Origin of the sequence: Nonomuraea sp. GTA35 (assembly GCF_041950525.1) — a bacterium.
Taxonomy (GTDB): Bacteria; Actinomycetota; Actinomycetes; order Streptosporangiales; family Streptosporangiaceae; genus Nonomuraea.
This window is the reverse complement of sequence record NZ_JBGNUV010000002.1, coordinates 1,142,099-1,165,304: the sequence shown is the minus strand read 5'-3', so window position 1 is coordinate 1,165,304 and position 23,206 is coordinate 1,142,099. Positions and strand designations below refer to the sequence as shown.

The window sequence follows — 23,206 nt, the reverse complement described above, 5'->3', positions numbered from 1 at the left end:
TGGGAGGAACCCGCCATGCGTATTGGAGTGCTGACCGGAGGCGGCGACTGCCCCGGGCTCAACGCCGTGATCAGGGCAGTGGTGCGTAAGGGGGTGAGCGTCTACGGTCATGAGTTCGTCGGCTTCCGTGACGGCTGGCGCGGTCCCCTCGAAGGCGACACGATGCCACTGGACATCCAGGCCGTACGCGGCATCCTGCCGCGCGGCGGCACCATTCTGGGCTCCTCCAGGACGAACCCGATGAAGATCGAGAACGGGGTCGACCGGATCAAGGAGAACCTGGCCGCCACCGGCGTGGACGCTCTGATCGCCATCGGCGGGGAGGACACGCTGGGCGTCGCCAAGCAGCTCTACGACCGCGAGGTCAACGTCGTGGGCGTGCCCAAGACCATCGACAACGACCTGTCGGGCACCGACTACACCTTCGGCTTCGACACCGCGGTGAACATCGCGATGGAGGCCATCGACCGGCTGCACACCACCGCCGAGTCCCACCACCGGGCGCTGATCTGCGAGGTCATGGGCCGGCACGCGGGCTGGATCGCGCTGCACGCGGGCATGGCCGGCGGCGCGAACGTCATCCTCATCCCGGAGAAGCCGTTCGACATCGACCGGGTCTGCGAGTACGTCGAGTCCCGCTTCCGCACCCGCTACTCGCCGATCATCGTGGTCGCCGAGGGCGCGCACCCGATCGAGGGGCAGATGGAGCTGCAGGCGGGCACGCTCGACGCGTTCGGCCACGTCCGCCTGGGCGGCATCGGCGAGGTGCTGGCCAAGGAGATCGAGAAGCGCACCGGCAAGGAGGCCCGCACCACGGTGCTCGGCCACATCCAGCGCGGCGGCACCCCCACCGCCTACGACCGGGTGCTGGCGACCAGGTTCGGGCTGCAGGCGATCGACGCGGCCCACGAGGGCGACTACGGCAAGATGGTCGCGCTGCGCGGCACCGACATCGTGCGCGTCGGCCTCGACGAGGCCACGGCCGAGCTGAAGACCGTGCCGGTGGAGCGCTACTCCGAGGCCGAGGTGTTCTTCGGATAACCGGCTGAAAGCGGCTTGCAAGCGGGCGGCCGTACCTTCGAGTCAGCGGGGTTACCGCTACAACCCCCTCAAGGTACGGCTTGCGCCGCAGAGAGTCGGCGGCCCACCTTGCGTCGCAAGCCGTACCCAGCACACATGGCTCAGCCGCGGGGCGTGCCGAAGAGATCGACCTCCGGCGCGCCCTCGTCGCGTCCGCGCAGCCGCTCCCTGTACTCCGCCTCGCTGCGCAGCTCCTTCTCCGAGGGCGACAGGATGACGGTGAGCAGCAGCCCCACCGTGATCACGCTGATGCCCACGATGAGCGGCAGCAGGAAGTCGATGGCCCGCGCGCCGGGCACGGCCGCCATCTCCAGATGCGACGAGACCGACATCGAGTACATGCCGGTGTAGTGCATGCCCGAGACCGCCACGCCCATGACCAGCGCCGCCCCGCCGATCCTGAGCGCCCCGCTGACCCGCAGCGTGAACCAGAGCGCCACCGTGGCCGCCGCCACCGCGATCAGCACCGACAGCGAGACGACCACCGGGTCGTAGTCGACGTGGGCGGACATGTTCATGGCCGCCATGCCCAGGTAGTGCATGCCGGCCACGCCGAGCCCGGTCAGGACGCCGCCGCTGATCAGGAAGCCCAGCCGTTCGCCGCCGTGGGCGGCCAGGAACAGCCCCATGCCCACGACGACGACGGCGAGCAAGGCGGACGCGGCGGTGAGCGGCACGTCGTACCTGATCGCCAGGCCGTCCACGGAGAAGCCGAGCATGGCGATGAAGTGCATCGTCCAGATGCCGGTGCCGCCGATCGCGAAGGCCGCGCCGACGAGCCACCACTTGGACTCACGCCCGCCGATCAGCCTCGCACGCGAGGTGAGCAGCAGGCCGAGCATGGAGCCCACGCTGGACATGATGTACGCGAGCACGGGTGTCAAGAGCCCGTGGGAGAAATGATCGATCGGCGACATACCCCACCATCCCCTTACGCACCGATAAGGGAGTATGAGTGGGGATTCGTCGCCCGCGCAACTACCTTCGCCGAGCCTGCATCGGCTGCTGGCGCGGCATCGGCGTGGGGTAGGTGAGTTGTTGCTGATGAGCGGTGCGGCGGCGCAGTTCCAGCTTCGCGACGAGCTCCGCGTCCTCGTGCAGCTCCTCCTCCGAGGGCGACAGGATGACCATGAGGAGCATGGTCAGGGTGATGAGGCTGATCACGGTCATGAGGGGCACGAGGAAGTCGAGCGCTTCGGCGCCCGCCACGACGCCGGGCTCGCCGTCGACCGAGACGTGCATGGCGTACATGCCGGTGTAGTGCATGCCCGCGACGGCCACGCCCATGACGAGGGCGGCGCCGGTGATCCAGATGGGCTTCTTGACGCGCAGCGTGAACCACAGGGCCACGGTCGCGGCGACCACGGCGATGCCCACGGAGGCGGCCACGGTGAGCCGGTCGTAGGAGACGTGGGCGGACATGTTCATCGCGTACATGCCGAGGTAGTGCATCGAGGCCACGCCGAGCCCCGTCAGCAGGCCGCCCCCGAGCAACGCGAGGATCCGGCCGCCGCCGTACGAGACCAGGAACAGGCCGGTGCCGACGACCACGATGGCCACCACCGCCGAGGCGACGGTGAGCAGCACGTCGTACTTGATCTGGGTGCCCTCCACCTCGAAGCCCATCATGGCGATGAAGTGCATGACCCAGATGCCCGTGCCGCCGATGGAGACGGCCGCTCCCAGCAGCCAGCGCACGCGGGCGCCGCCGCGGGAGGCGTGAGCCTGCGCGGTGAGCCGCAGTCCGAGCATCGAGCCGATGCAGGACATGACGTATGCGAGCAACGGCGTGATCAGTCCGTAGGTGAAATGATTCACAGCGGAGGTCATCTATCGGTTCCTTGCATTAGGGGTTCCCGGATTGTGCCATCCCGGATGTCCCTTTCGCATGGATACCCGAACTATCTGTCAACATCCGTGTCGGAAACATGAGAAAGGCTCATGGCTATCGAGGGGCCGTTCTGGCGGGCGATCGCGGTCTTCCGCGTCGCCTCGCTGGTGTACGCCGCCGTGCTGATGGCCCAGCACCGCGGCTACGAGCAGCCGCTGCTCGGCTGGCTGGTGATCGGCGTGATGGCGCTGTGGACCGCCGCGGCGACGTTCGCCTACGCGGCCGAGCCGCTGCGCCGGTGGCCGCTGCTGACCGCCGACCTGACGGTGACGACGGCGTGCCTGCTCACCACCCCGTACGTGCAGGGCGCCCAGCAGGTGACGATCGGCGCCATGCCCGTGCCCGCGACCTGGATCGCCGCACCCGTGCTCGCCTGGGCCGTGCACCACGGCAGGCGCGCGGGCACGCTCGCGGCGTGCGTGGTCGCGGCCGGCGAGCTGTGGTCACGGTCGCGGGTCGACGAGGCGTCCGTCCTCATCAACGAGACGGTGCTCCTGCTCATGGCGGGCTGGCTGGTCGGCCACATGGTCCGGCTGGCCAAGCGGGCGGAGGAGCGCATGCAGCGGGCCGCCGAGATGGAGGCCACCCAGCGGGAGCGGGAGCGGCTGGCCCGCGACATCCACGACTCGGTCCTGCAGGTCCTCGCCCTGGTGCAGCGGCGCGGGCGGGAGCTCGGTGGCGAGGCGGCCGAGCTGGGCCGCCTGGCGGGGGAGCAGGAGGCCGCGCTGCGCGAGCTCGTCTCGGTCGGGCCGCCGCCTCCCCTGGGCACGATCGACCTGCGCTCGCTCCTGGCCCGGTACGGCTCGCCCGCGGTGACGGTCTCGACCCCGGCCACGCCGCTGCTCCTGCCCGCCGAGGCCGCCGCCTCCGTCTCGGCCGCCGTCGGCGCGGCCCTGGACAACGTCCGCGCGCATTGCGGTCACCAGGCGCGCGCCTGGGTGCTGGCCGAATTCCTGGACGGTGCGGTCACGGTCACTGTCAGGGACGAGGGGCCCGGCATCCCGGAGGGCCGGCTGGAGCAGGCCGCCGCGGACGGGCGCATGGGGGTGGCCAGGTCGATCCGGGGGCGGATGGCCGAGCTGGGCGGGCGGGTGTCGATCGTGAGCGTCCCCGGGCAGGGCACCGAGGTGGAGATCACCCTGTCCGCCTGACCAACGCTTACAGTTGCGCCATGGTGCGGGTCATGGTGGTGGACGATCATCCCATGTGGCGCGACGGCGTCGCCAGGGATCTCGCGGAGGCCGGCTACGAGGTCGTGGCCGCCGTGGGGGAGGGGCGGCAGGCGGTCAGGGTGGCCGCCGCGGTGCTGCCCGAGGTCGTGGTGCTCGACCTGAGGCTGCCCGACCTGCCCGGGCCCGAGGTGGCCGCCCGCCTGGCGCAGGTGGACCCGGCCCCCAGGGTGCTGGTGCTGTCGGCGAGCGCGGAGCAGGACGACGTGCTGGAGGCGGTCAAGGCCGGCGCCTGCGGATATCTGGTGAAATCGGCCAGCCGGGAGGAGTTCCTCGACGCCGTGCGCCGCACCGCCGACGGCGACGCCGTGTTCACCCCGGGGCTGGCCGGGCTGGTGCTGGGGGAGTACCGGCGGCTGGCCGTCCAGCTCGAGCCCACCGAGGGGCCCCGGCTGACCGAGCGGGAGACCGAGGTGCTCAGGCTGGTGGCCAAGGGGCTGTCGTACAGGCAGATCGCCGAACGGCTCGTGCTGTCCCACCGCACCGTGCAGAACCACGTCCAGAACACCCTCGGCAAGCTTCACTTGCACAACCGGGTCGAGCTGGTGCGATATGCGATCGAGCGCGGGCTCGACGCGGACTAAACTCGGGTGGTCGCGGCGTTGGAACCGTCAACCGCTGCGCCCGTCCCCATCTTCCCGGAGGTTCCACCATGACGATGTCCGCCCTGGGCGAGCCGTGCGTTCTGCTCAAGCTGGGCGAGATCGTCCTCAAGGGCAAGAACCGCGAGCTGTTCGAACGCCGCCTCATCGCCAACATCCGCGATGCCCTGCAGACGGTCGGCGTCCAGGTCGACGTGCGCAAGCGGCACGGCGTGATCGCGATCTTCCTGCCCGAGGGCGCCACCGCCGAGCAGGCGGAGGCCGTGGCGCAGCGGGTCGCCGACGTGCCCGGGCTGGTCTGGATCCACCGCGCCTGGCGGGTCGCCAAGGACCCCGACGCCGTGCTCAAGGCGGGCCTCGAGCTGGTCGGCGAGAGCGAGGAGGCCAAGCGGGGCGCCCGCTTCGCGGTCCGCTCCCGCCGCCGCGACAAGCGCTTCCCGCTGCGCTCCAACGAGCTCGACCGGCTCGTGGGCGGCGCCATCAACGACGAGTACGGCCTGCCGGTCGACCTGAAGAACCCCGAGCTGACGGTCTTCATCGAGGTCGACAGGGACGAGGTGTTCGTCTTCACCGGCGGCATCCCCGGCCAGGGCGGCCTGCCCGTCGGCAGCAGCGGCCGGGCCCTGGTGCTCATGTCGGGCGGCATCGACTCGCCCGTGGCGGCGTACCGGATGATGCGGCGCGGCCTGCACGTCGACTTCCTGCACTTTTCCGGCATCCCGTTCACCACGTCGGAGTCGATCTACAAGGCGTACGCGCTGGTCAGGAAGCTCGACCGGTTCCAGGGCAAGTCCCGCCTGTGGGTGGTGCCGTTCGGCAAGGCGCAGCAGTCGATCCGCACCTCGGGGCAGGACCGGCTGGCGGTGATCGCGCAGCGGCGGCTGATGCTCAAGACGGCCGAGGAGGTCGCCCACCGCATCCACGCCGCCGCCCTGATCACCGGCGACGCGCTCGGGCAGGTCTCCTCGCAGACGCTGGCCAACATCACCGCCCAGGACAACGCGGTGGACCTGCCGATCCTGCGGCCGCTGGTCGGCTGGGACAAGACCGAGATCATGGCCGAGGCCCGGCGCATCGGCACGCTGGAGATCTCGGAGCTGCCCGACGAGGACTGCTGCTCGCTGCTGGCTCCCAAGCGCGCCGAGACGCGGGCCAAGATCGAGGACCTCAAGCTGATCGAGAAGCGGCTCGACGCCGAGGAGCTGTGCGTGCAGCTCGCCGACTCGATCCAGGAGTACACCCTGTAGCTAGGCGTCCGCAGCTAGGCGTCGACCTTGAACGGGTCGTGCTCGGCCAGGAGCTTGTCCAGCCTGGCCTGGTCGACGCGGTTGCTGACCTCCGACAGCTCCTGCCGGTCCCGCACGACCTTGCACAGGGTGACCGTGGAGGTGACGACGTACAGGAGGCCGAGCCCGAGGAACGCCCTGATCCAGCCCTGGACGGGCAGGTAGACCAGGGCGATCACCACGGAGGTCAGCGAGACGGCGAACGACAGGAGCGCCTGGACGTAGAACGCGGTGGTCTGCGTGGGTTGAATGGGCTTCGTCATGTGGCCATGGTGCGGCGCGGGCGAAGCCCGGCACATGAGGGTTCGTACTCAAGTTACCCATGAGTACAACCGGCGAGTGGCTTGTGGCGGCCGGCCTCACCCGGGGAAGGCTCAGGCGGTCGCGGCCGTCTTGCCGAGCAGCGGCGGGAAGTCGGTCATGACCTGGGCCAGCTCGCCCAGGTCTGCGTCCACCAGCGCCTGCGGCCCGTCGCAGAGCGCCTGCTCGGGCTGCGGGTGCACGTCGATGATGACGCCGTCGGCGCCGACCGCGATGGCCGCCCGGGTCAGCGGCAGCACCAGGTCGCGCCGCCCGCCCGAGTGCGACGGGTCGATGATCACCGGCAGGTGCGACAGCCGCTGCGCCACCGGCACGGCCGAGACGTCGAGGGTGTTGCGGGTGGCCGTCTCGTAGGTCCGCACCCCCCGCTCGCACAGCACGATGTCGAGGTTGCCGCGCTGGGCGATGTACTCGGCCGCCATCAGCCACTCCTCGATCGTGGCGGTCATGCCGCGCTTGAGCATCACCGGCCTGCCGGCCGCGCCGACCTCCTGCAGCAGCGCGAAGTTCTGCATGTTGCGGGTGCCGACCTGCAGCATGTCGGCGTAGGAGGCGACCATCTCCACGTCCCGCGCGTCCACGACCTCCGTCACGATCGGCAGGCCCGTCTCCTCGCGCACGTCCGCCAGGATGCGCAGCCCCTTCTCGCCCAGCCCCTGGAAGGCGTACGGGGACGTACGCGGCTTGAAGGCCCCGCCGCGCAGCAGCACCGCCCCGGCCGCCTGCGCCATCCTGGCCGCGGCGAGCGTCTGCTCGGGCGTCTCCACCGCGCACGGCCCCGCGATCAGCGTCACGGTGTCGGGGCCGATCGGCACGCCGCCCACGTGGACCGTGGAACGTTCCGGATGGTTCTCCCTGCTGACCAGCTTGTACGGTGTGGACACGCGCATGACGTCGCGCACCCCCGCCATGCCCCGCAGGCTCGCCGCGTCGAGCTGCGTCACGTCGCCGACCAGGCCGACGATCGTGCGCCGCACCCCCTTGCTGACGAACGCCTCCACCCCGGCCGCCTCGACGACGGACACGATCGCCTCGATGTCGGCGGCGGTGGCCTCGGGCCCCATCACGATCACCATCTGCTTGCTCCTTCTGGAGGGAAACTCCGCCGGCGGGAAACTCTTGCCGGGAAACTTCTGCCGGGAAACTTCTGCCGGAAAAACAAGAAGGCCCCGGGTCCGATCGGACCCGGGGCCTTCGTTCGCCTGTCTGCTAGCGCAGCACCAGATGGCGAACGGACTCGGGTCCGCCGCCATAGGAAAACAGGAACGCTGCGTGCATAGTGCGCAAGCCTACCGCACCGCACCCGCTCGCGAACCACTCACGGCCCGATGGCAGGATGGCCCAAGACCGCGAGACCGGTGAGGGGAGTGATCGTGGAGGAGTCGCGCCTGCCTCCAGGCCAGTACGTCCCGCGCGGCCGGCCCGTGATCCACTACGGCAGGGTGCCCGCGTTCAAGCCGGAGAGCTGGGACTTCCGGGTGTTCGGGGCCACGGCCTCGGGCGAGGAGCACCGCTTCGACTGGGGCGAGTTCGAGCGGTTGCCGCGCGCCACGCACATCGACGACTTCCACTGCGTCACCAAGTTCTCCCTGATGGCCAACGAGTGGCGCGGCGTCACCCCTGCCACGATCATCGAGGCCGCCCCGCCCGATCCCGGCGTGCGCCACGTGATGATCTGGGCCGAGTACGGCTACAGCGCCAACCTGCGGATGTCCGACTTCACCGCGCCCGGCACGCTGTTCGCCATGGAGCTGGACGAGAAGCCGCTCAGCCCCGAGCGCGGGTTCCCGCTGCGCATCGTGGTGCCCCACCTGTACGCGTGGAAGAGCGTCAAATGGGTGCGCGGCATCGAATACCTCCTGGAGGACCGCAGGGGCTTCTGGGAGGAGCGCGGCTACCACAACGTGGCCGACCCCTGGCGCGAGCAGCGCTACTCCTACCAGGAAGAACCCGGAGAGGGCCCGCCCTGACGCAACTCCCGGTTTTCCCCCGGGGACGCTCCGTTATTGGTTACGGTTTCCAGCATGCTGACCACCGTGTGCGTGGCGCTGTGCTCTCTGACCTTCCTCCTGGGCTACGGGCTCGCCCGCGCGCCGTGGCGCGGCCGGGCGGTGCCGGCAGAGGCCCACAGGGCGGACGACGCGACGTACACCACGCTGCACATCGCCGCGATGGCGGCCCCGGCCCTGCGCTCGGGGCTCGACCGCGACTCCGCCCGCAAGGCCGTGCGGCACCTGCGCACCCTGCTCGGCACCTCCGCCGTCGCGATCACCTCGACGGAGGCCGCACTGGCGTGGGACGGGCCGTGCACCGACGACGTGCTCACCTACGCCCGCGCCACGCTGGCCGCCGGGCGGGCCCAGGTCTTCCCCGGGCAGCCGCAGGGGCCGGACCTGGGGGCCGTGGCGGTGCCGCTGACGGTGGACGGCACCGTGGTGGGCGTGCTGGCGGCCTTCGACGGCGAGGTGAGCGCCGCGCTCGTGCGTACCGTGAGCGAGGTCGGCCGCTGGGTCTCCGGCCAGCTCGAGCTGGCCGAGCTCGACGCCTCCAGGCGGCGCGCGCTGGAGGCGGAGATGCGCGCCCTGCGCGCGCAGATCTCGCCGCACTTCGTCTACAACGCGCTCACGACGATCGCCTCGTTCGTCCGCACCAACCCCAAGCGCGCCCGCGAGCTGCTGCTCGACTTCGCCGACTTCTCCCGGTACGCGCTGCGCAGGGCGCACGACTTCACCACCCTGGCCGACGAGCTGACCTGCGTGGACCGCTACCTGCTGCTGGAACGTGCCCGCTTCGGCGACAAGCTGCGCTTCAGCATGCAGGTGGCCCCGGAGGTGCTGCCGGTGCCGGTGCCGTTCCTGTGCCTGCAGCCGCTGGTCGAGAACGCCATCAAGCACGGCATGGCCGGGCGCGGCGGCCCCGGCGAGGTGCGGGTCGTGGTGCGCGACGCGGGCCCCGAGGCGCACATCACGGTCGAGGACGACGGCGCCGGCATGGACCCCGAGTGCGCGCGGCGCATGCTGGACGAGGACCCGGCGCGCGAGGGCAGCGGCATCGGCCTGGCCAACGTGGACCTGCGCATGCGCCAGATCTACGGCGACGGCTACGGCCTCGTCGTGGAGACGGCGCTGGGCGCCGGCACCAAGGTCCGGCTGCGCGTACCCAAGGCACAACTCAGCTCTTTGTAGTCAATTCCTTACCCTGTGCTAGCGTGGCGCCGGTAACCTCTGCTTTCATACGACAGCGTGGTGGACATGCTGAGAGTTCTGGCCGTTGACGACGAAGTGCCTGCTCTGGAAGAGCTCGCCTACCTGTTGCGCCAGGACGACCGAATCGAACACGTCACGACCGCGGCCGACGGCGTCACGGCGCTGCAGGACATGGTCCAGATGATCGGCGGCGGGGAACGGCTCGACGGGGTGTTCCTCGACATCCGGATGCCCGGCCTCGACGGGCTCGACCTGGCCAGGCTGGTCGGCGGCTTCCCCAGCCCGCCCAGGCTGGTGTTCGTCACGGCGCACGAGGAGTGCGCGGTGCAGGCGTTCGAGCTGGAGGCGGTCGACTACCTGCTCAAACCCGTCAGGGCCGAGCGCCTGTCCGAGGCGGTGCGCAGGCTGGAGGCCGCCACCAGCCCGGCCCCCGAGCCGGGCCAGGACGACGTGATCCCGGTCGAGCTGGGCGGGCGCACCAGGTTCGTGCCGCAGCAGGCCGTCTGGTTCGCCGAGGCCAAGGGCGACTACGTGCGCCTGCACACGGTCGACGGCAGCTACCTGGTGCGCATGTCGCTGGCCGCGCTGGAGCGGCGCTGGTCGGATGCCGGGTTCATCCGCATCCACCGCAGCACGCTCGTCTCCGGCCGGCACGTCAGCGAGCTCAGGTTCGAGGGCGGGCGGGTGACGCTGACCGTCGGCACCGAGACGCTGCAGGTCAGCAGGAGGCACAGCCGTCAGGTGCGCGAGCAGCTCGTGCGCCAGCACAGGGGAGTGATCTCGTGACGGGCGGGCGCCGCGTCGTCGTGGCGCGGCGGCCTCCCGCACTCGCCGGCCGCGGCACGCCGTGCCCGCTCGGCGACCTGCCCGGTGACCTGCCCGGTGACCTGCCCGGTGACCTGCCCGGCGTGCCCGCCATCGTCGGCCTGCAGTTACGGCAGGCGCTGCGCACCGTGGGCGCCGTGGCCGGGCTGCTGGTGGGCGTGCCGGTCCTCGCCGCGCGGATGCCCGGGCTCTGGGTCTGGGTGGCGCTGTCGGTGGCGGTCCAGTGCGCCTGGGTGGGCCTGTCCCTGCTGCAGCTCAGGCGGGCGGAGCGGCTGGAGAGATGACCGTCGCGGTGCTGACCGGGATCGCCTACGTGCTGGTTCTGGGCGTCATGGTGGGCGCCGCGCGACCGCGCCGCTCCAGCGGCGCCTGCGACTTCTACGTGGCGGCCAGGGCGGTTCCCCCCTGGTGGAACGGCGCCGCGATCAGTTCCGAGTTCACCTCGGCCGCCGCCTGCCTGGGCACGGCCGGGCTCATCGCCACGCACGGCTCGCCGATGTTGTGGTACCCGGCGGGGGCCGCCGCCGGGTTCGTCGTCATCCTGGCCCTGGTGGTCGCGCCGCTGCGGCGGTCGGGGACGTACACGCTGCCCGACTTCGCCGAATGGCGGCTGCGCTCGGCGCCGCTGCGCCGATTCGCCACCTGCCTGGTGCTCGCCGTCGGGCTGGCGTTCCTGGTCGCCCAGCTCCACGCCGCCGGGGTGGTGGTGCGGCTGCTGACCGGGCTGCCGCCGTGGCTGGGCTGGGCGGCCGTCGCGGTGGCGGCGCTGACCATGGCGCTCGCCGGCGGGCTGGGGAGCGTGACGAGCGTGCAGGCCGCGCAGTTCTGGCTGAAGCTGGCGGTGTTCCTCGGGGTCGGAGCCGTGTGCTGGGGGATGGCCGGCACCTCGCTCCTCACCGGGCCCGTCACCTGGCTGGAGGGGGCCTACCGGGCCGGCGGCGGGGGGCTGGCGGGGGCCGGCGACCCGTCGCTGCCCGGGGTGCTGTCGGTGCTGGTGGCCTGCGCGCTGGGCACGATGGGGCTGCCGCACGTGATCGTGCGCGTCTACACCAGCAGGGACGGGCGCGGCGCCCGGCGCTCCATCGTGGCCACCCAGGTCATGCTGGCCCTGTTCGGCGTCGTGCCGCCGCTGTACGGGATCCTGGGGAGTGTTCACGTGCGGGGCGCCGCGGCGGACGAGATCGTGCTCCTGCTGCCCGCCAGGCTGCTCTCCGGGGCCGTGGGGGACGTGCTGACGGGATTGCTGGCGGCGGGGGCGTTCGCGGCCTTCCTGGCCACCTCCGGCGGCGTGCTGGTGGCCGTCGGGGGCGCGCTGTCGGCGTGCGTGCCGCGGCCGGGGATGCGGTCGTTCCGCGCGGCCGTGCTCGCCGTCATGCTGGCCGGGCTGGCCCTGACGGCGGTCACCGGCCCGGGCGTGTCCGTGGCGCTCGTGCTCCTGGGCCTCAGCCTCTCCGCGGCCACGTTCTGCCCGATGCTGGTGCTCGGCATCTGGTGGCGGCGGCTGACGGACGTGGGCGTCGCGGCCGGGTTCGCGGCCGGTGGGGGTGTGACGGCGGTGCTTGTGATCGCGGAGGAGGCAGGCGTGAAGACGGGCGCGCTGACTTCCTGCCCCGCGCCGGTCGCGGTGCCGGTCTCCTTCGCCACCATGGTGGTGATATCCCTGGTCACACCGGGTCGAGTGCCGCGAGTGGTGGACCGGATGATGACCAGGATGCATGTGCCCGAGCATCTTGCGGGCCCCCTGACCTACCGCTCGTCGCGTGGCGCCGACCGCTCGTCGTAACACCACTCTCCGTATGTCGATGACTACGGACCGTTCGACGAGCTGTCCGTAAACAGGGTTTCGCCCACAAGATCGCAACCGTAGTGTTTCGGCATCGGAAGCCATCCCGGCGCATCGGGGGGACGGGCCGCGAGGCTCATCGAGAGGTCCGGTGCGCGGGGTTCACCGGCGACGCGCAGGTCGCCGCGGCTGTCGGGCCCCTTACCGGGGGGTGGGGCCCGCCATGCCGAACGTGAAGGGGCGCCCGCTGAGGCCGCTGCCGGCGGCCCCGCGATCCGGCCTTCGGGGGCGGTCGGATCGCGTGAGCGGGTGCCCCTATCACGGTTGTCGCTTCGGTGGGGGATTTATCCCCGGCGCATCGGCGGCCCCGGGCTCCCGGTGGTCACCGCCCGCTCGCGGGCTTGTTCGGCTCAGCCGTCCCTGAGCTTCTTCAGCAGCGCGATGTCCTCGGCGTGCTTGGGGGCCTTGCCCGGCGTCTCGATGCAGATCGGCACGCCGGCCACCGCCGGGTGCCGCATCATGTCGGCGAACGGCTGGGCGCCGATGTGCCCCGCCCCGATGTTCTCGTGGCGGTCCTTCTTGGCGCCGCACACGTCCTTGGAGTCGTTGGCGTGGATCAGCTTGAGCCGCCCCGGCGCGATCGCGTGCAGCGCGTCGAACGTCTCCCGTACCCCGCCCTCGGCGGCCAGGTCGTGACCGGCGGCGAAGGCGTGGCAGGTGTCGAGGCAGACGCAGGCCCGCGGATGCCAGTCGAGGGCGGCCAGGTAGGGCTCGAGGTCCTGGACGGTGGCGCACAGCATGGCGCCCTGGCCGGCCATCGGCTCCAGCAGCAGGTCGGGCCCGCCCTCGGGGATCTCGTCGAGCAGCGGCAGCAGGTTGTCGTGCAGCTGCCGCAGGGCGTCGTCACGCGACTGCGTCACCGCCGAGCCGGTGTGCACCACGACCCCCTTGGCGCCGGTCTCCACCCCCCGGCGCAGCGCGTGGCGTACGACCGCGATGGAGTTGGCCAGCGTCTCCGGGCTGGGCGAGCCGAAGTTGACCAGGTAGGGCACGTGGATGAAGGCCGCCACCCCCGACTCGGCCAGCTTGGCGTCCTCGTCGGGCTTGCCGTCGTTGAGCGCCCAGCCGCGCGGGTTGGTGACGAAGACCTGGATCATCTCGGCGCCGATCTCGGCCATGTACTTGAGGCCGCCCGTCGCCAGGCCGCCCGTCACGGACACGTGTCCGCCGATCAGGGAAGTTGGGGTCATGATGGCTCTCAGTGTAGGCGCAGCCCCTGACCGTTTCCGTCGCGGCGACACGCGCCCACCGGCCGTGATTGGAGCATGACACGAAAAGTGTCCGGCATCCGGACCGCGAGTTGGGAGTTCTGGCGGATGGACCGGGCACGAAGCGCGTGTGTGTACTTCTGACATGCTCACCGACTTCAACGCCCGGCCCCCGGCCGAGGCCGAGGCGGACCTGCTGGCCTGCTGCGCCTCCCGCGCGTTCGCCGGGAAGGTGGCCGCGCTGCGGCCATACGCCGATCCGGAGCGGCTGCTCGACGCCGCCGGGGCGGCGGTGCTGGAACTGGCCTGGGACGACGTCCTGGAGGCGCTGAGCGCCCATCCCAGGATCGGGGAGCGCCCTGGCGGGGGCGGCAGGGAGGCGTCGTGGTCCCGGCAGGAGCAGTCGGGCGTGGAGGACGGGCTGCGCGCGGCGCTCGCCGAGGGCAACCGGGCCTACGAGGAGCGGTTCGGGCACGTCTACCTCGTCTGCGCGACCGGGCTCACCGGCGCCCAGATGCTGGCCCGGCTGCGCGAGCGGCTGGGCAACGACGAGGAGCGCGAGCGCGCGGTCGTCCGGGCCGAGCTGGCCGCGATCACCCGGCTGCGGCTGCGCAGGCTCGTGGGGGAGGGACCATGAGCTTCTCCACCCACGTGCTCGACGCGGTCACCGGCCTGCCCGCCGCCGGCCTGCGCGTACGCCTGGAGCACGACGGCGAGGTCGTGGCCGAGGGCCGCACCGACGACGACGGCCGCATCAAGGGCTGGAACCCGGGCGCCGGCGTGCACCGGGTCGTCTTCGACACCGGGGGATACCTGGAGGACACCTTCTACCCCGAGGTCGTCGTCACCTTCGTGATCTCCGACCCCGACCGGCATCACCACGTGCCGCTGCTGCTCAGCCCGTACGCCTACTCCACCTACCGAGGGAGCTGAATGATCGTCAAGCTCGGCGCCAACCGCTACGGCAAGGCGGAGACCAGGCTCGTCCACGTGCTCAGGGACGGCCCCGTGCACCACGTCAAGGACGTCAACGTCAGCACCTCCCTGTCGGGCGACATGGAGGCCGCGCACCTGATCGGCGACAACTCGGCCGTCCTGCCGACCGACACGCAGAAGAACACCGTGTACGCCTTCGCCAGGCGGTACGGCGTCGGCCAGATCGAGGAGTTCGCCCTCCGCCTGGCCAGGCACTTCGTCGCCGCGCAGCCCACGATCCGGCACGCCAGGGTGACGATCGAGGAGTACGGCTGGAACCGCGCGGGCCCGCACTCGTTCGTGCGCGACGGCGGCGAGGTGCGCACGTGCGTGGTCCACCACGACGAGGACGGCCGCACCACCGTGCTGTCCGGCCTCCGGGACCTGGTGGTGCTGAACTCGACGGGCTCGGAGTTCCACGGCTACATCACCGACGAGTACACCACGCTCCAGCCGACGACCGACCGCATCCTGGCCACCGCCGTCAACGCCCGGTGGCGGCACGCCGCGCCCGAGGCCTCCTCCTACGCCAAGTCGTACGAGGAGGTCAGGCGGTGCCTGATCGACGCGTTCGCCGGCACCCACAGCCTCTCCCTCCAGCAGACCCTGTACGCCATGGGCGAGCGCGCCCTGACCACCTGCCCCGAGATCTGCGAGGTCAGGCTGTCCATGCCGAACAAGCACCACTTCGCCGTGGACCTCGCGCCGTTCGGCCTGGACAACGACAACGAGGTCTTCCACGCCGCCGACCGGCCGTACGGGCTCATCGAGGGCGGCGTGCTGCGCGACGACGCCCCCGACGCCGGATTCGCCTGGGAGTAGGGAAGATGGACTTTCTGCGACCCACGACGTGGGAGGAGGCGCTGGCCGCCAAGGCGGACCAGCCGGAGTCGGTGCCCATCCAGGGCGGCACCGACGTGATGGTGGAGATCAACTTCGACGTGCGCAGGCCGCCCGCGCTGCTCGACCTCAACCAGGTGGCCGAGCTGCGCGACTGGTCGATGACCGGCGGCCTGTGCCGGGTGGGGGCCGGGGTGCCGTACGCGGCGGTCGTCGACGAGCTCGGCGGCCCGCTGCCGGGGCTCGCGCAGGCCTCGCGCACGGTCGGCTCGCCGCAGATCCGCAACCGCGGCACCGTCGGCGGGAACCTGGGCGCGGCCTCGCCCGCCGGCGACAGCCATCCGCCGCTGCTGGCCGCCGGGGCGGTGGTCGAGGTGGAGTCGCGCGACCGGGGCGTCAGGATGATCCCGGCCACGGAGTTCTACCGCGGGGTCAAGCGCAGCGCGCTGGAGCCGGACGAGCTGATCAGGGCCGTGCACGTGCCCCCCGCCACGGGGCCGCAGTACTTCTCCAAGGTCGGCACGCGCAACGCCATGGTGATCGCGGTGTGCTCGTTCGCGATCGCGCTGCACCCGCGCGAGCGGCGGGTCGGCACCGGCCTCGGCTCGGCCGCGCCCACCCCGCGCCGCGCCCTGGAGGCCGAGGAGCTGCTGGCCGCGGAGCTCGACTGGGAAGCGCCGCTCGCCCCCGCGCTGGTCAAGCGGTTCGGCGAGCTGTGCGCGCGGGCCGCCGCGCCGATCGACGACGTGCGCGGCACCGCCGCCTACCGCGTGCACGCCATCGGCGTGCTGGCCCGCCGCACGCTCACCTGGGCCTGGAACGACCACCTGGAGAAGAGGGCCGCCTGATGCCGGCACGTCATGGGGGGAGGAGGGCCGCCTGATGCGCGTGAACTTCACCGTCAACGGCCGCGAGGAGAGCGCCGACGGCGTCTGGGAGGGCGAGAGCCTGCTGTACGTGCTGCGTGAGCGCCTGGGCCTGCCCGGCTCCAAGAACGCCTGCGAGCAGGGCGAGTGCGGCTCCTGCACGGTCTACCTGGACGGCGTGCCGGTCTGCGCCTGCCTGGTCGCCGCCGGGCAGGTGGAGGGGCGGCGGGTGCGCACCGTCGAGGGGCTCGCCGACGGCGACCGGCTCGACCCGGTGCAGGAGGCGTTCGTGGAGTGCGGGGCCGTGCAGTGCGGCTTCTGCACGCCCGGGCTGATCGTGCAGGCGCACGACCTGCTCGAACGCTGCCCGCGCCCGTCGGACGCCGAGATCAGGGAGGCGCTGGCGGGCAACCTGTGCCGGTGCACCGGCTACGAGAAGATCCTCGACGCGGTACGCCTGGCCGCCTCCCGCAAGGAGGCCCGGTGATCATCGAGAACGTCCACGTGGCCCCCGTCGTCGGCCCCGAGTACGAATCAGGATATATCCGCATCGATGGTGACCTGATCGCCGAAGTGGCGGCAGGCCCGGCCCCCGAGGCCCCGGGCGTCACCCGGATCGACGGCACCGGCTGCCTGGCCACCCCCGGCCTGGTCAACACCCACCACCACCTCTACCAGTGGGCCTCGCAGGGGCTGGCCCAGGACGCCACGCTGTTCGAATGGCTGGTGGCGCTCTACCAGGTGTGGGCCGCCATGGACGCCGACGTGGTCGAGGGCGCGGCCACCGCAGGGCTGAGCTGGCTGGCGCTGTCGGGCTGCACCACCACCAGCGACCACCACTACATCTTCCCCAAGGGCAGGGGCGACCTGCTGGCCGCCGAGATCGAGGCCGCCCGCGCCGTCGGGCTGCGCTTCCACCCGGCGCGCGGCTCCATGGACCGGGGGCAGTCCAAGGGCGGCCTGCCGCCGGACGTGGTGGTCGAGGAGCTGGACGACATCCTGAGCGCCACCGCCGAGGCCGTGGACGCCTACCACGACCCGTCGTTCTCCTCCATGCTGCGCGTGGCGGTCGCGCCGTGCTCGCCGTTCTCGGCCAGCGCCGAGCTGATGACCGAGTCGGCCGCCCTGGCCAGGGAGAAGGGCGTACGGCTGCACACGCACCTCGCCGAGACCGTCGACGAAGACGAGCACTGCCGCGAGCAGTTCGGGCTGCGCCCCGTCGACTACATGCTGAAGCTGGGCTGGCTCGGCCCGGACGTGTGGCTGGCGCACGCCGTGCACCTCAGCGACGCCGACATCGGCAAGCTGGCCGCCACCGGCACCGGCACCGCGCACTGCCCCTCCTCCAACGGGCGGCTCGGGGCGGGCATCGCCCGGGTGTCGGAGATGCTCAGGCGTGGCGCGAACGTGGGCCTCGGCGTGGACGGCAGCGCCTCCTCCGAGCTGACGCCGCTGGCCGGGGAGATGCGGCAGGCCCTGCTGTACCAGCGCGCCAGGTACGGGCCGCGCGCCCTCACCGCCCGGCAGGCCCTGGAGCTGGCCACCCTGGGCGGCGCCCGCAACCTCGGGCGTCATCACGAGCTCGGCTCGCTGGAGCCCGGCAAGCTGGCCGACATCGCCCTGTGGCGGGTGGACGGCCCCTACACGGCCGCCGTCGCCGACCCGGTCTGCGCGCTCGTCTTCGGGCCCGTGCCGCCGCTGGCCAGGGTGCTCGTCGGCGGGCGCACGGTGGTGGCCGACGGCGAGCTGCGCACGCTTCCCCAGGACGAGGCGGGACGCGCGGGGCTGCGGGCGCGGCGGCGGCTGGCGCGGCTGGCGGAGGAACGCGGCTTCACCGCCGCCGAGCAGATCCACTAGGCCGCCGACGGCCACGTCACCTCGGTGGGCGGGCCCACTAGGGTGGGAATGTCCGAAACGAGTAGGAAAGGCGGTCCCGTGTCGGCGGAACTCCCAGACGAGCGGCTGGCGGAGCTCAAGATTGCGTTCGCCTCGATCGACACCGACGGCGACGGCTACATCAGCGAGGCCGAGCTGAAGCGGCACTTCCCCGACCTCCCGGCGGAGGCGCTCGGCGCGATGAGCCAGGAGGCCGACTCCGATCAGGACGGCCGCTACTCCTTCGAGGAGTTCGTCCGCACGGTCTCGTAGGTTCTGCGGATCCGCACGGTCTCGTAGGTCGTACGGATCCGCGCGGTCTCCTACGGATCCGCACGGTCTCCTACGGATCCGCGCGGTCTCCTACCGGGGACGACAGCGCGCGTTCCAGCGGGGTGCGGAAGCGGGGGGTCACCCTGACCTCGCCGAGCCAGGCGGCCAGCCCGGCCGCCTCGGCCTCGATCGCGGCCACGGCCTCCCCTCCCACGTCCTCCAGCAGCCGCCAGACGATCTCGCCGTCCGGCCGCTGCGCCCAGCCGCCCACGACCCGGCCGTCCCACCACACCGTCGGCCCCACGTTGCCGTTGCGGTCGAACAGCTCGGCCCGGTGCTCCCGCGGCAGGTACCAGTCGCGCGCCTGCCAGCCCATCGGCGTCGGGTCGAGCGCGGGCAGCAGCGCCGCCCACGGCTCGGGCGCGGCGACCTCCTCCGCGTCGCCCGGCAGCACGTGACCGGTGCCCTCGTCCAGCTCCACGGTCACCGCGCCGACGGCCGCCAGCGCCCGGCGCACGTCCTTGAGCGACCAGCCGGTCCACCACTTCAGGTCGGCCTCCGTGCCGGGCCCGAACGCCGCCAGCCACCGGCTCACCAGCTCCGCCTGCGCCTCGTGCACGGTCAGCTCGGCCATCTCCGGCGCCAGTGCCCAGTAGTGGGTGCCGTTGACCCAGGTGCCGGCCGAGCGGGCCCGCCGTACCAGCAGGCCGTCCATCGCCATCAGGGGCAGCAGCCGCGAGCCGATGCTCACCACGCCCTCATACGGCTTGCCCACGGCCACCCTGACCTGCTCGCGCAGCCGCGGCTCCAGCCTGCCCAGCTCGACAGCCGTCGCCTCGCCCGAGGCCAGCAGCCGCAGCACGGACGCCTCCACGTCCTTCAGGCGCGCCTCGTCCCAGCCGCCCTCGCCGAACGTCCGCAGCACCGACGCGCGTTCCTTGCGGGCGATGGCCAGCGCCGAGGAGTGGTGCACGACCGGCACCAGCTCCGCCGGCACCACGAACACCGTGCGCCGCATGCCGGTCATCCGCACCAGCGTGCGGTCGGCGTACAGGGCCCGCTCGACGGGCTCGGGGCCCGGCGCGGTCAGGCGCGCGCCCGCCGACAGGAACACCGTCGCCGGGTCCGTGCCGTGCAGCGCCACCACGGCCGCCGCCGCCTCCTCCGGGCCGGCCGCCTTGCCGGCCAGCCGGTGCCGGGCTCCGAGCCGCGCTCGCCGCTGCGCCTGAGAAATCCGCATAAACGTCCCTTTTTTTCCTGCGGCGAGCCTAGCCGGAGGACCGCATGTCCGGAGACGCCGGTCGGCGGACCCGTGGCAACCACGGCCTGGTCTTCGGCCACCTGCGGTCTGCCCCCGCCGAGCGCGGGATGTGATGATGAGTCACGCCTTCCTGCCCGCTCGCACCGGGCAGGAAGGCGTGTCTGGACATTGTTCATCATCAGGTGGGAGTTCGTAGTGGTTCAGCATGTTCTGGTCGCCCCGGACAAGTTCAAGGGGTCGCTGACCGCCGCCGAGGTGGCCGCCCGGGTGTCGGCCGGGCTGGGTGTGCCCACGGTGGAGCTCCCGGTCGCCGACGGCGGCGACGGCACCGTGGACGCCGCCGTGGCCTGCGGCTTCGACCGGATCACGATCGAGGTGACCGGGCCGACCGGCGAGCGTATCCCCGCCTCGTACGCCTGGCAGCCCGCCGGCACCGCCGTGGTAGAGCTGGCGGAGGCGTCCGGCCTGCGCCGCCTGCCCGGCGACCGCGAGCCCCTGACCGCCACCAGCTACGGCACCGGAGAGCTGATCGCCGACGCCGTGCGCCGCGGCGCCAAGCGCGTGGTGCTCGGGCTGGGCGGCAGCGCCTGCACCGACGGGGGAGCGGGCATGGCCCAGGCGCTCGGCGCCCGCCTGCTCGACGCCGGCGGCGACGACCTGCCCAGGGGCGGGGCGGCGCTGAAGGAACTGGCCCGCATCGACCTGTCGGGCTTCCTGAACGTCTCCGGCGTGGAGTTCGTGGTGGCCAGCGACGTGGACAACCCGCTGCTCGGCCCGCACGGCGCCGCCGCCGTCTACGGCCCTCAGAAGGGCGCCACGCCCGACGACGTGAAGACGCTGGAGGCGGCGCTGGCCCGCCTGGCCGCCGTCGCGACGGCCACGCACGGGCTGATGGGCGCGGTGGAGCACGACGACGTGGTGCGCGCCATGGGCGTGGCGGGGGCGCCGGGGGCGGGCGCGGCCGGCGGGGTCGGGTTCGCGGCGCTGGCGTTCCTGCACGCCGAGATCAGGCCCGGCATCGACTACCTGCTCGACCTGCTCGGGTTCGGCGAGCTGGTCGAGGGCGCCCGCCTGGTGATCACCGGCGAGGGGTCGCTGGACGGGCAGTCGCTGCGCGGCAAGGCCCCCGTCGGGGTGGCGCAGGCCGCGGCCAGGGCGGGCGTGCCCGTGGTGGCCGTCTGCGGGCGCCGCACGCTCACCGACGCCGAGCTGAAGGCGGCGGGCATCGAGGCCGCCTACGCCCTGACCGACCTGGAGCCCGACCCGGCCCGCTGCATGGCGGAGGCCGGCCCCCTGCTCGAACGCCTGGCCACCCGGCTCGCCGCCGACCGTCACCTGGAGGGCAATGGATGACCCCGTCCGGTACACCGTTCGATCTCGTCGTCAGATCCCGCAGGACCGTCACGCCCGAGGGGGAGCGGGCCGCCGCGGTCGCCGTACGGGGCGAGCGGATCGCCGCCCTGCACGACTACGCCACGCCCCTGCCCGCGGCCGAGGAGGTGGACCTGCGCGACCTGGCGCTGCTGCCCGGCCTGGTCGACACGCACGTCCACGTCAACGAGCCCGGCCGCACCCACTGGGAGGGCTTCGCCAGCGCGACCAGGGCCGCGGCGGCCGGAGGCGTCACCACGATCGTCGACATGCCGCTCAACTCCCTGCCGCCCACCGTCTCCTGCGAGGCGCTGGACGCCAAGCTGCGGGCCGCCGAGGGGCAGTGCCACGTGGACGTCGGATTCTGGGGCGGGGCCGTGCCGGGGAACGTCAAGGAGCTCGCGGCGCTGCACGGGCGCGGGGTCTACGGGTTCAAGTGCTTCATGTCGCCGTCGGGAGTGGAGGAGTTCCCGCCGCTCGGCCCCGCCGAGTTGCGGGCCGCGCTGGAGGAGGTCGCCGGGTTCGGCGGGATGGTGATCGTGCACGCCGAGGATCCCGAGCTGCTGGCCGAACCCCGCGGGCCGGGCTACCGGGAGTTCCTGGCCTCGCGGCCGGGCGCCGCCGAACGCAGCGCCGTCGCCCGGGTCGTGCGGCTGGCGGAGGAGACCGGGTGCCGGGTGCACATCCTGCACGTCTCCAGCGCCGAGTGCCTGGAGGTGCTGGAGGCGGCCCAGGCCCGCGGCGTGCCGGTCTCCGCCGAGACGTGCCCCCACTACCTGACGCTGGCGGCCGAGCAGGTGCCCGAGGGGGAGACCGCGTACAAGTGCTGCCCGCCGATCCGCTCGCGGGCCAACCGCGACCTGCTGTGGGACGGGCTGGCGCGGGGCGTGCTGAGCTGCGTCGTGTCCGATCACTCGCCCTCGACGGCCGAGCTCAAGGTGCCCGACTTCGCCGCCGCGTGGGGCGGCATCGCCTCGCTCCAGCTCGGGCTGACGGCGGTCTGGACGGAGGCCGCGCGCCGCGGGCACGGGCTGGGGGACGTGGTCCGCTGGATGTCGGCCAACCCGGCCGCCCTGGCGGCCATTCCCGGGAAAGGCGGGATCAAGGCCGGGAACGATGCCGATCTCGTGGCCTTCGACCCCGCCGCCGACACGCTCGTCGACGCCGCCCGCCTGCACCACAAGAACCCCGTCACCCCCTACCACGGCCGCACCCTCAAGGGCGCCGTCCTGACCACCTGGCTGCGCGGGCGGCCGGTGGACGGCCGGCCGCACGGACGACTGCTCCTGGAAAGGCGATAGATGAGCTCCTTCACCACGCTGCCCGACCTGGCCCTGCGCACCTTCGGCGGCTCGGTGGTGGCCGCCAGCGACGAGTCGTTCGCCGAGAAGGAGAGCCTGATCAGGCCCGGCAGGCCCGGCTTCCGGCCGGAGACGTTCGGCAACAAGGGGCAGGTGTACGACGGCTGGGAGACCCGGCGCAGGCGCGCGCCCGGGCACGACTGGGCCCTGGTGCGGCTGGGGATGCCGGGCGTGATCCGCGGGGTGGTGATCGACACGTCCTGGTTCAAGGGCAACTATCCCACCCACGCCTCCGTGGAGGCCGCCACCGTCGGCGGGCATCCGTCACCGGCCGAGGTGCTGGCGGCGCCGTGGACGGAGATCGTGCCGCTGTCGAAGCTCGGAGGGGACGCCGAGCACGCCTTCGAGGTGCTCGACGAGGGCCGGTACACCCACGTACGGCTCAACATCCACCCCGACGGGGGCGTCGCCCGGCTGCGCGTGCACGGGGAGGCCCGCCCCGACCTGACCGTCCACGACGGGCTCGGGCTCGACCTGGCCGCGCTCGCCAACGGCGGGCTCGTCACCGCCTGCTCCGACGAGTTCTACTCCGCGCCCAACAACGTCATCGCGCCCGGCCTGGCCAGGCACCAGGCGGAAGGGTGGGAGACCGCCCGGCGGCGGGGCGGGGGCAACGACTGGCTCGTCATCCGGCTGGCCGGGCGCGGCGTCGTCAGGCTGGCCGAGATCGACACCACCAACCTGCTGTTCAACGCGCCCGCCGCGGTGGCGCTGACCGGGCTGGACGGGGAGCGCGAGGTCGAGCTCCTGCCCAGGACCCGCCTCCAGCCCGACACGCCGCACCGCTTCCGCCTGGAGCCCGGGGAGCCGGTCACGCACGTGCGCGTGGACATCTACCCGGACGGCGGGCTGGCCAGGGTCCGCCTGCACGGCCACCTGGCCTGACGCGCGCC

The 23,206-nt window shown here is 72.5% G+C and carries 25 protein-coding genes; 19 read left to right on the top strand and 6 right to left on the bottom strand.

Annotated features, from left to right (window positions below; all coding sequences use genetic code 11):
- Positions 1-15 precede the first annotated feature (15 nt).
- Entirely contained in the window at positions 16-1,041 is a 1,026-nt protein-coding gene (locus tag ACBJ32_RS12005; protein WP_375126747.1) for a 6-phosphofructokinase, read from the top strand.
- A 140-nt stretch (positions 1,042-1,181) separates the two neighbouring features.
- Here the strand turns inward: ACBJ32_RS12005 and ACBJ32_RS12000 are convergent, their stop codons facing one another.
- Both ACBJ32_RS12000 and ACBJ32_RS11995 read right to left on the bottom strand, forming a co-directional pair.
- The gene (locus ACBJ32_RS12000; protein ID WP_375126746.1) at positions 1,182-1,997 is read right to left on the bottom strand and encodes an MHYT domain-containing protein; all 816 of its coding nucleotides are present in this window, start codon (positions 1,995-1,997) and stop codon (positions 1,182-1,184) included.
- A 61-nt stretch (positions 1,998-2,058) separates the two neighbouring features.
- Positions 2,059-2,910: an MHYT domain-containing protein gene (locus tag ACBJ32_RS11995; protein ID WP_357865855.1), complete on the bottom strand. Its 852-nt coding sequence runs from the start codon at positions 2,908-2,910 to the stop codon at positions 2,059-2,061.
- A gap of 111 nt (positions 2,911-3,021) precedes the next feature.
- Here ACBJ32_RS11995 and macS point away from each other — a divergent pair, with 111 nt between their 5' ends.
- The 3 genes from macS (at position 3,022) to thiI (ending at position 6,049) form a co-directional block, all read left to right on the top strand.
- Entirely contained in the window at positions 3,022-4,122 is a 1,101-nt protein-coding gene (macS, locus tag ACBJ32_RS11990; protein WP_375126745.1) for a MacS family sensor histidine kinase, read from the top strand.
- Positions 4,123-4,142: 20 nt separating this feature from the next.
- On the top strand, positions 4,143-4,784 hold the full coding sequence (locus ACBJ32_RS11985) for a response regulator (protein ID WP_375126744.1): 642 nt from the start codon (positions 4,143-4,145) through the stop codon (positions 4,782-4,784).
- A 68-nt stretch (positions 4,785-4,852) separates the two neighbouring features.
- Positions 4,853-6,049 (top strand): tRNA uracil 4-sulfurtransferase ThiI, encoded by a 1,197-nt coding sequence (gene thiI / locus ACBJ32_RS11980; RefSeq protein WP_357865861.1) that lies wholly within the window; start codon positions 4,853-4,855, stop codon positions 6,047-6,049.
- Positions 6,050-6,063: 14 nt separating this feature from the next.
- Here the strand turns inward: thiI and ACBJ32_RS11975 are convergent, their stop codons facing one another.
- A complete protein-coding gene (locus ACBJ32_RS11975) occupies positions 6,064-6,351 on the bottom strand; it encodes a YiaA/YiaB family inner membrane protein (protein ID WP_375126743.1) in 288 nt (95 codons plus the stop codon).
- 111 nt (positions 6,352-6,462) lie between these two features.
- A complete protein-coding gene (aroF, locus tag ACBJ32_RS11970; protein WP_375126742.1) occupies positions 6,463-7,485 on the bottom strand; it encodes a 3-deoxy-7-phosphoheptulonate synthase in 1,023 nt (340 codons plus the stop codon).
- A gap of 297 nt (positions 7,486-7,782) precedes the next feature.
- Between aroF and ACBJ32_RS11965 the strand changes: the two genes are divergently transcribed.
- The 5 genes from ACBJ32_RS11965 to ACBJ32_RS11945 all read left to right on the top strand — a co-directional run bounded on the left by ACBJ32_RS11965 (position 7,783) and on the right by ACBJ32_RS11945 (position 12,223).
- Complete coding sequence (locus ACBJ32_RS11965; protein ID WP_375126741.1) at positions 7,783-8,379, top strand: molybdopterin-dependent oxidoreductase; 597 nt, start codon at positions 7,783-7,785, stop codon at positions 8,377-8,379.
- Positions 8,380-8,433: 54 nt separating this feature from the next.
- On the top strand, positions 8,434-9,594 hold the full coding sequence (locus ACBJ32_RS11960) for a sensor histidine kinase (protein WP_375126740.1): 1,161 nt from the start codon (positions 8,434-8,436) through the stop codon (positions 9,592-9,594).
- Between the two features lie 66 nt (positions 9,595-9,660).
- Positions 9,661-10,401 (top strand): LytTR family DNA-binding domain-containing protein, encoded by a 741-nt coding sequence (locus ACBJ32_RS11955; RefSeq protein WP_168010174.1) that lies wholly within the window; start codon positions 9,661-9,663, stop codon positions 10,399-10,401.
- On the top strand, positions 10,398-10,724 hold the full coding sequence (locus tag ACBJ32_RS11950; RefSeq protein ID WP_375126739.1) for a hypothetical protein: 327 nt from the start codon (positions 10,398-10,400) through the stop codon (positions 10,722-10,724). The genes ACBJ32_RS11955 and ACBJ32_RS11950 overlap by 4 nt, the downstream gene beginning before the upstream one ends.
- On the top strand, positions 10,721-12,223 hold the full coding sequence (locus ACBJ32_RS11945; RefSeq protein ID WP_375126738.1) for a cation acetate symporter: 1,503 nt from the start codon (positions 10,721-10,723) through the stop codon (positions 12,221-12,223). Before ACBJ32_RS11950 ends, ACBJ32_RS11945 begins: the two co-directional genes overlap by 4 nt.
- Before the next feature lie 410 nt (positions 12,224-12,633).
- On the opposite strand, the gene ACBJ32_RS11940 is transcribed toward ACBJ32_RS11945, so the two are convergent.
- On the bottom strand, positions 12,634-13,473 hold the full coding sequence (locus tag ACBJ32_RS11940) for a deoxyribonuclease IV (RefSeq protein ID WP_375126737.1): 840 nt from the start codon (positions 13,471-13,473) through the stop codon (positions 12,634-12,636).
- A 163-nt stretch (positions 13,474-13,636) separates the two neighbouring features.
- On the opposite strand from ACBJ32_RS11940, the gene uraD reads away from it, so the two are divergent.
- The 7 genes from uraD to ACBJ32_RS11905 all read left to right on the top strand — a co-directional run bounded on the left by uraD (position 13,637) and on the right by ACBJ32_RS11905 (position 18,320).
- Entirely contained in the window at positions 13,637-14,128 is a 492-nt protein-coding gene (gene uraD / locus ACBJ32_RS11935) for a 2-oxo-4-hydroxy-4-carboxy-5-ureidoimidazoline decarboxylase (RefSeq protein WP_375126736.1), read from the top strand.
- Positions 14,125-14,424 carry a hydroxyisourate hydrolase gene (gene uraH / locus ACBJ32_RS11930; protein ID WP_357865876.1) on the top strand — a complete coding sequence of 100 codons (300 nt, stop codon included), beginning with the start codon at positions 14,125-14,127 and terminating at the stop codon, positions 14,422-14,424. Before uraD ends, uraH begins: the two co-directional genes overlap by 4 nt.
- The gene (pucL, locus tag ACBJ32_RS11925; RefSeq protein WP_375126735.1) at positions 14,425-15,288 is read left to right on the top strand and encodes a factor-independent urate hydroxylase; all 864 of its coding nucleotides are present in this window, start codon (positions 14,425-14,427) and stop codon (positions 15,286-15,288) included.
- Between the two features lie 5 nt (positions 15,289-15,293).
- A complete protein-coding gene (locus tag ACBJ32_RS11920) occupies positions 15,294-16,154 on the top strand; it encodes an FAD binding domain-containing protein (protein ID WP_375126734.1) in 861 nt (286 codons plus the stop codon).
- A gap of 34 nt (positions 16,155-16,188) precedes the next feature.
- On the top strand, positions 16,189-16,659 hold the full coding sequence (locus ACBJ32_RS11915; RefSeq protein ID WP_375126733.1) for a (2Fe-2S)-binding protein: 471 nt from the start codon (positions 16,189-16,191) through the stop codon (positions 16,657-16,659).
- Positions 16,660-16,661: 2 nt separating this feature from the next.
- On the top strand, positions 16,662-18,029 hold the full coding sequence (locus tag ACBJ32_RS11910; RefSeq protein ID WP_375126955.1) for an 8-oxoguanine deaminase: 1,368 nt from the start codon (positions 16,662-16,664) through the stop codon (positions 18,027-18,029).
- A 78-nt stretch (positions 18,030-18,107) separates the two neighbouring features.
- Entirely contained in the window at positions 18,108-18,320 is a 213-nt protein-coding gene (locus tag ACBJ32_RS11905) for an EF-hand domain-containing protein (RefSeq protein WP_253746971.1), read from the top strand.
- A gap of 70 nt (positions 18,321-18,390) precedes the next feature.
- On the opposite strand, the gene ACBJ32_RS11900 is transcribed toward ACBJ32_RS11905, so the two are convergent.
- Entirely contained in the window at positions 18,391-19,560 is a 1,170-nt protein-coding gene (locus ACBJ32_RS11900) for a winged helix DNA-binding domain-containing protein (RefSeq protein WP_375126732.1), read from the bottom strand.
- Positions 19,561-19,776: 216 nt separating this feature from the next.
- Here ACBJ32_RS11900 and ACBJ32_RS11895 point away from each other — a divergent pair, with 216 nt between their 5' ends.
- The 3 genes from ACBJ32_RS11895 to alc are packed head-to-tail and all read left to right on the top strand — an operon-like array spanning position 19,777 to position 23,198.
- Positions 19,777-20,934, top strand: a complete 1,158-nt coding sequence (locus tag ACBJ32_RS11895) for a glycerate kinase (RefSeq protein ID WP_375126731.1) — start codon at positions 19,777-19,779, stop codon at positions 20,932-20,934.
- Positions 20,931-22,253, top strand: a complete 1,323-nt coding sequence (allB, locus tag ACBJ32_RS11890) for an allantoinase AllB (RefSeq protein WP_357865888.1) — start codon at positions 20,931-20,933, stop codon at positions 22,251-22,253. The genes ACBJ32_RS11895 and allB overlap by 4 nt, the downstream gene beginning before the upstream one ends.
- Positions 22,254-23,198 carry an allantoicase gene (gene alc / locus ACBJ32_RS11885; RefSeq protein WP_375126730.1) on the top strand — a complete coding sequence of 315 codons (945 nt, stop codon included), beginning with the start codon at positions 22,254-22,256 and terminating at the stop codon, positions 23,196-23,198.
- The last annotated feature ends 8 nt before the right edge of the window (positions 23,199-23,206 follow it).

What these genes read in the sequence shown, in the direction of transcription:
- ACBJ32_RS12005 (WP_375126747.1), top strand. Translation starts at nt 16, where the DNA reads ATGCGTATTGGAGTGCTGACCGGAGGCGGCGACTGCCCCGGGCTCAAC.
- ACBJ32_RS12000 (WP_375126746.1), bottom strand. Translation starts at nt 1,997, where the DNA reads ATGTCGCCGATCGATCATTTCTCCCACGGGCTCTTGACACCCGTGCTC.
- ACBJ32_RS11995 (WP_357865855.1), bottom strand. Translation starts at nt 2,910, where the DNA reads ATGACCTCCGCTGTGAATCATTTCACCTACGGACTGATCACGCCGTTG.
- macS (WP_375126745.1), top strand. Translation starts at nt 3,022, where the DNA reads ATGGCTATCGAGGGGCCGTTCTGGCGGGCGATCGCGGTCTTCCGCGTC.
- ACBJ32_RS11985 (WP_375126744.1), top strand. Translation starts at nt 4,143, where the DNA reads ATGGTGCGGGTCATGGTGGTGGACGATCATCCCATGTGGCGCGACGGC.
- thiI (WP_357865861.1), top strand. Translation starts at nt 4,853, where the DNA reads ATGACGATGTCCGCCCTGGGCGAGCCGTGCGTTCTGCTCAAGCTGGGC.
- ACBJ32_RS11975 (WP_375126743.1), bottom strand. Translation starts at nt 6,351, where the DNA reads ATGACGAAGCCCATTCAACCCACGCAGACCACCGCGTTCTACGTCCAG.
- aroF (WP_375126742.1), bottom strand. Translation starts at nt 7,485, where the DNA reads ATGGTGATCGTGATGGGGCCCGAGGCCACCGCCGCCGACATCGAGGCG.
- ACBJ32_RS11960 (WP_375126740.1), top strand. Translation starts at nt 8,434, where the DNA reads ATGCTGACCACCGTGTGCGTGGCGCTGTGCTCTCTGACCTTCCTCCTG.
- ACBJ32_RS11955 (WP_168010174.1), top strand. Translation starts at nt 9,661, where the DNA reads ATGCTGAGAGTTCTGGCCGTTGACGACGAAGTGCCTGCTCTGGAAGAG.
- ACBJ32_RS11945 (WP_375126738.1), top strand. Translation starts at nt 10,721, where the DNA reads ATGACCGTCGCGGTGCTGACCGGGATCGCCTACGTGCTGGTTCTGGGC.
- ACBJ32_RS11940 (WP_375126737.1), bottom strand. Translation starts at nt 13,473, where the DNA reads ATGACCCCAACTTCCCTGATCGGCGGACACGTGTCCGTGACGGGCGGC.
- uraD (WP_375126736.1), top strand. Translation starts at nt 13,637, where the DNA reads ATGCTCACCGACTTCAACGCCCGGCCCCCGGCCGAGGCCGAGGCGGAC.
- uraH (WP_357865876.1), top strand. Translation starts at nt 14,125, where the DNA reads ATGAGCTTCTCCACCCACGTGCTCGACGCGGTCACCGGCCTGCCCGCC.
- pucL (WP_375126735.1), top strand. Translation starts at nt 14,425, where the DNA reads ATGATCGTCAAGCTCGGCGCCAACCGCTACGGCAAGGCGGAGACCAGG.
- ACBJ32_RS11920 (WP_375126734.1), top strand. Translation starts at nt 15,294, where the DNA reads ATGGACTTTCTGCGACCCACGACGTGGGAGGAGGCGCTGGCCGCCAAG.
- ACBJ32_RS11915 (WP_375126733.1), top strand. Translation starts at nt 16,189, where the DNA reads ATGCGCGTGAACTTCACCGTCAACGGCCGCGAGGAGAGCGCCGACGGC.
- ACBJ32_RS11900 (WP_375126732.1), bottom strand. Translation starts at nt 19,560, where the DNA reads ATGCGGATTTCTCAGGCGCAGCGGCGAGCGCGGCTCGGAGCCCGGCAC.
- allB (WP_357865888.1), top strand. Translation starts at nt 20,931, where the DNA reads ATGACCCCGTCCGGTACACCGTTCGATCTCGTCGTCAGATCCCGCAGG.
- alc (WP_375126730.1), top strand. Translation starts at nt 22,254, where the DNA reads ATGAGCTCCTTCACCACGCTGCCCGACCTGGCCCTGCGCACCTTCGGC.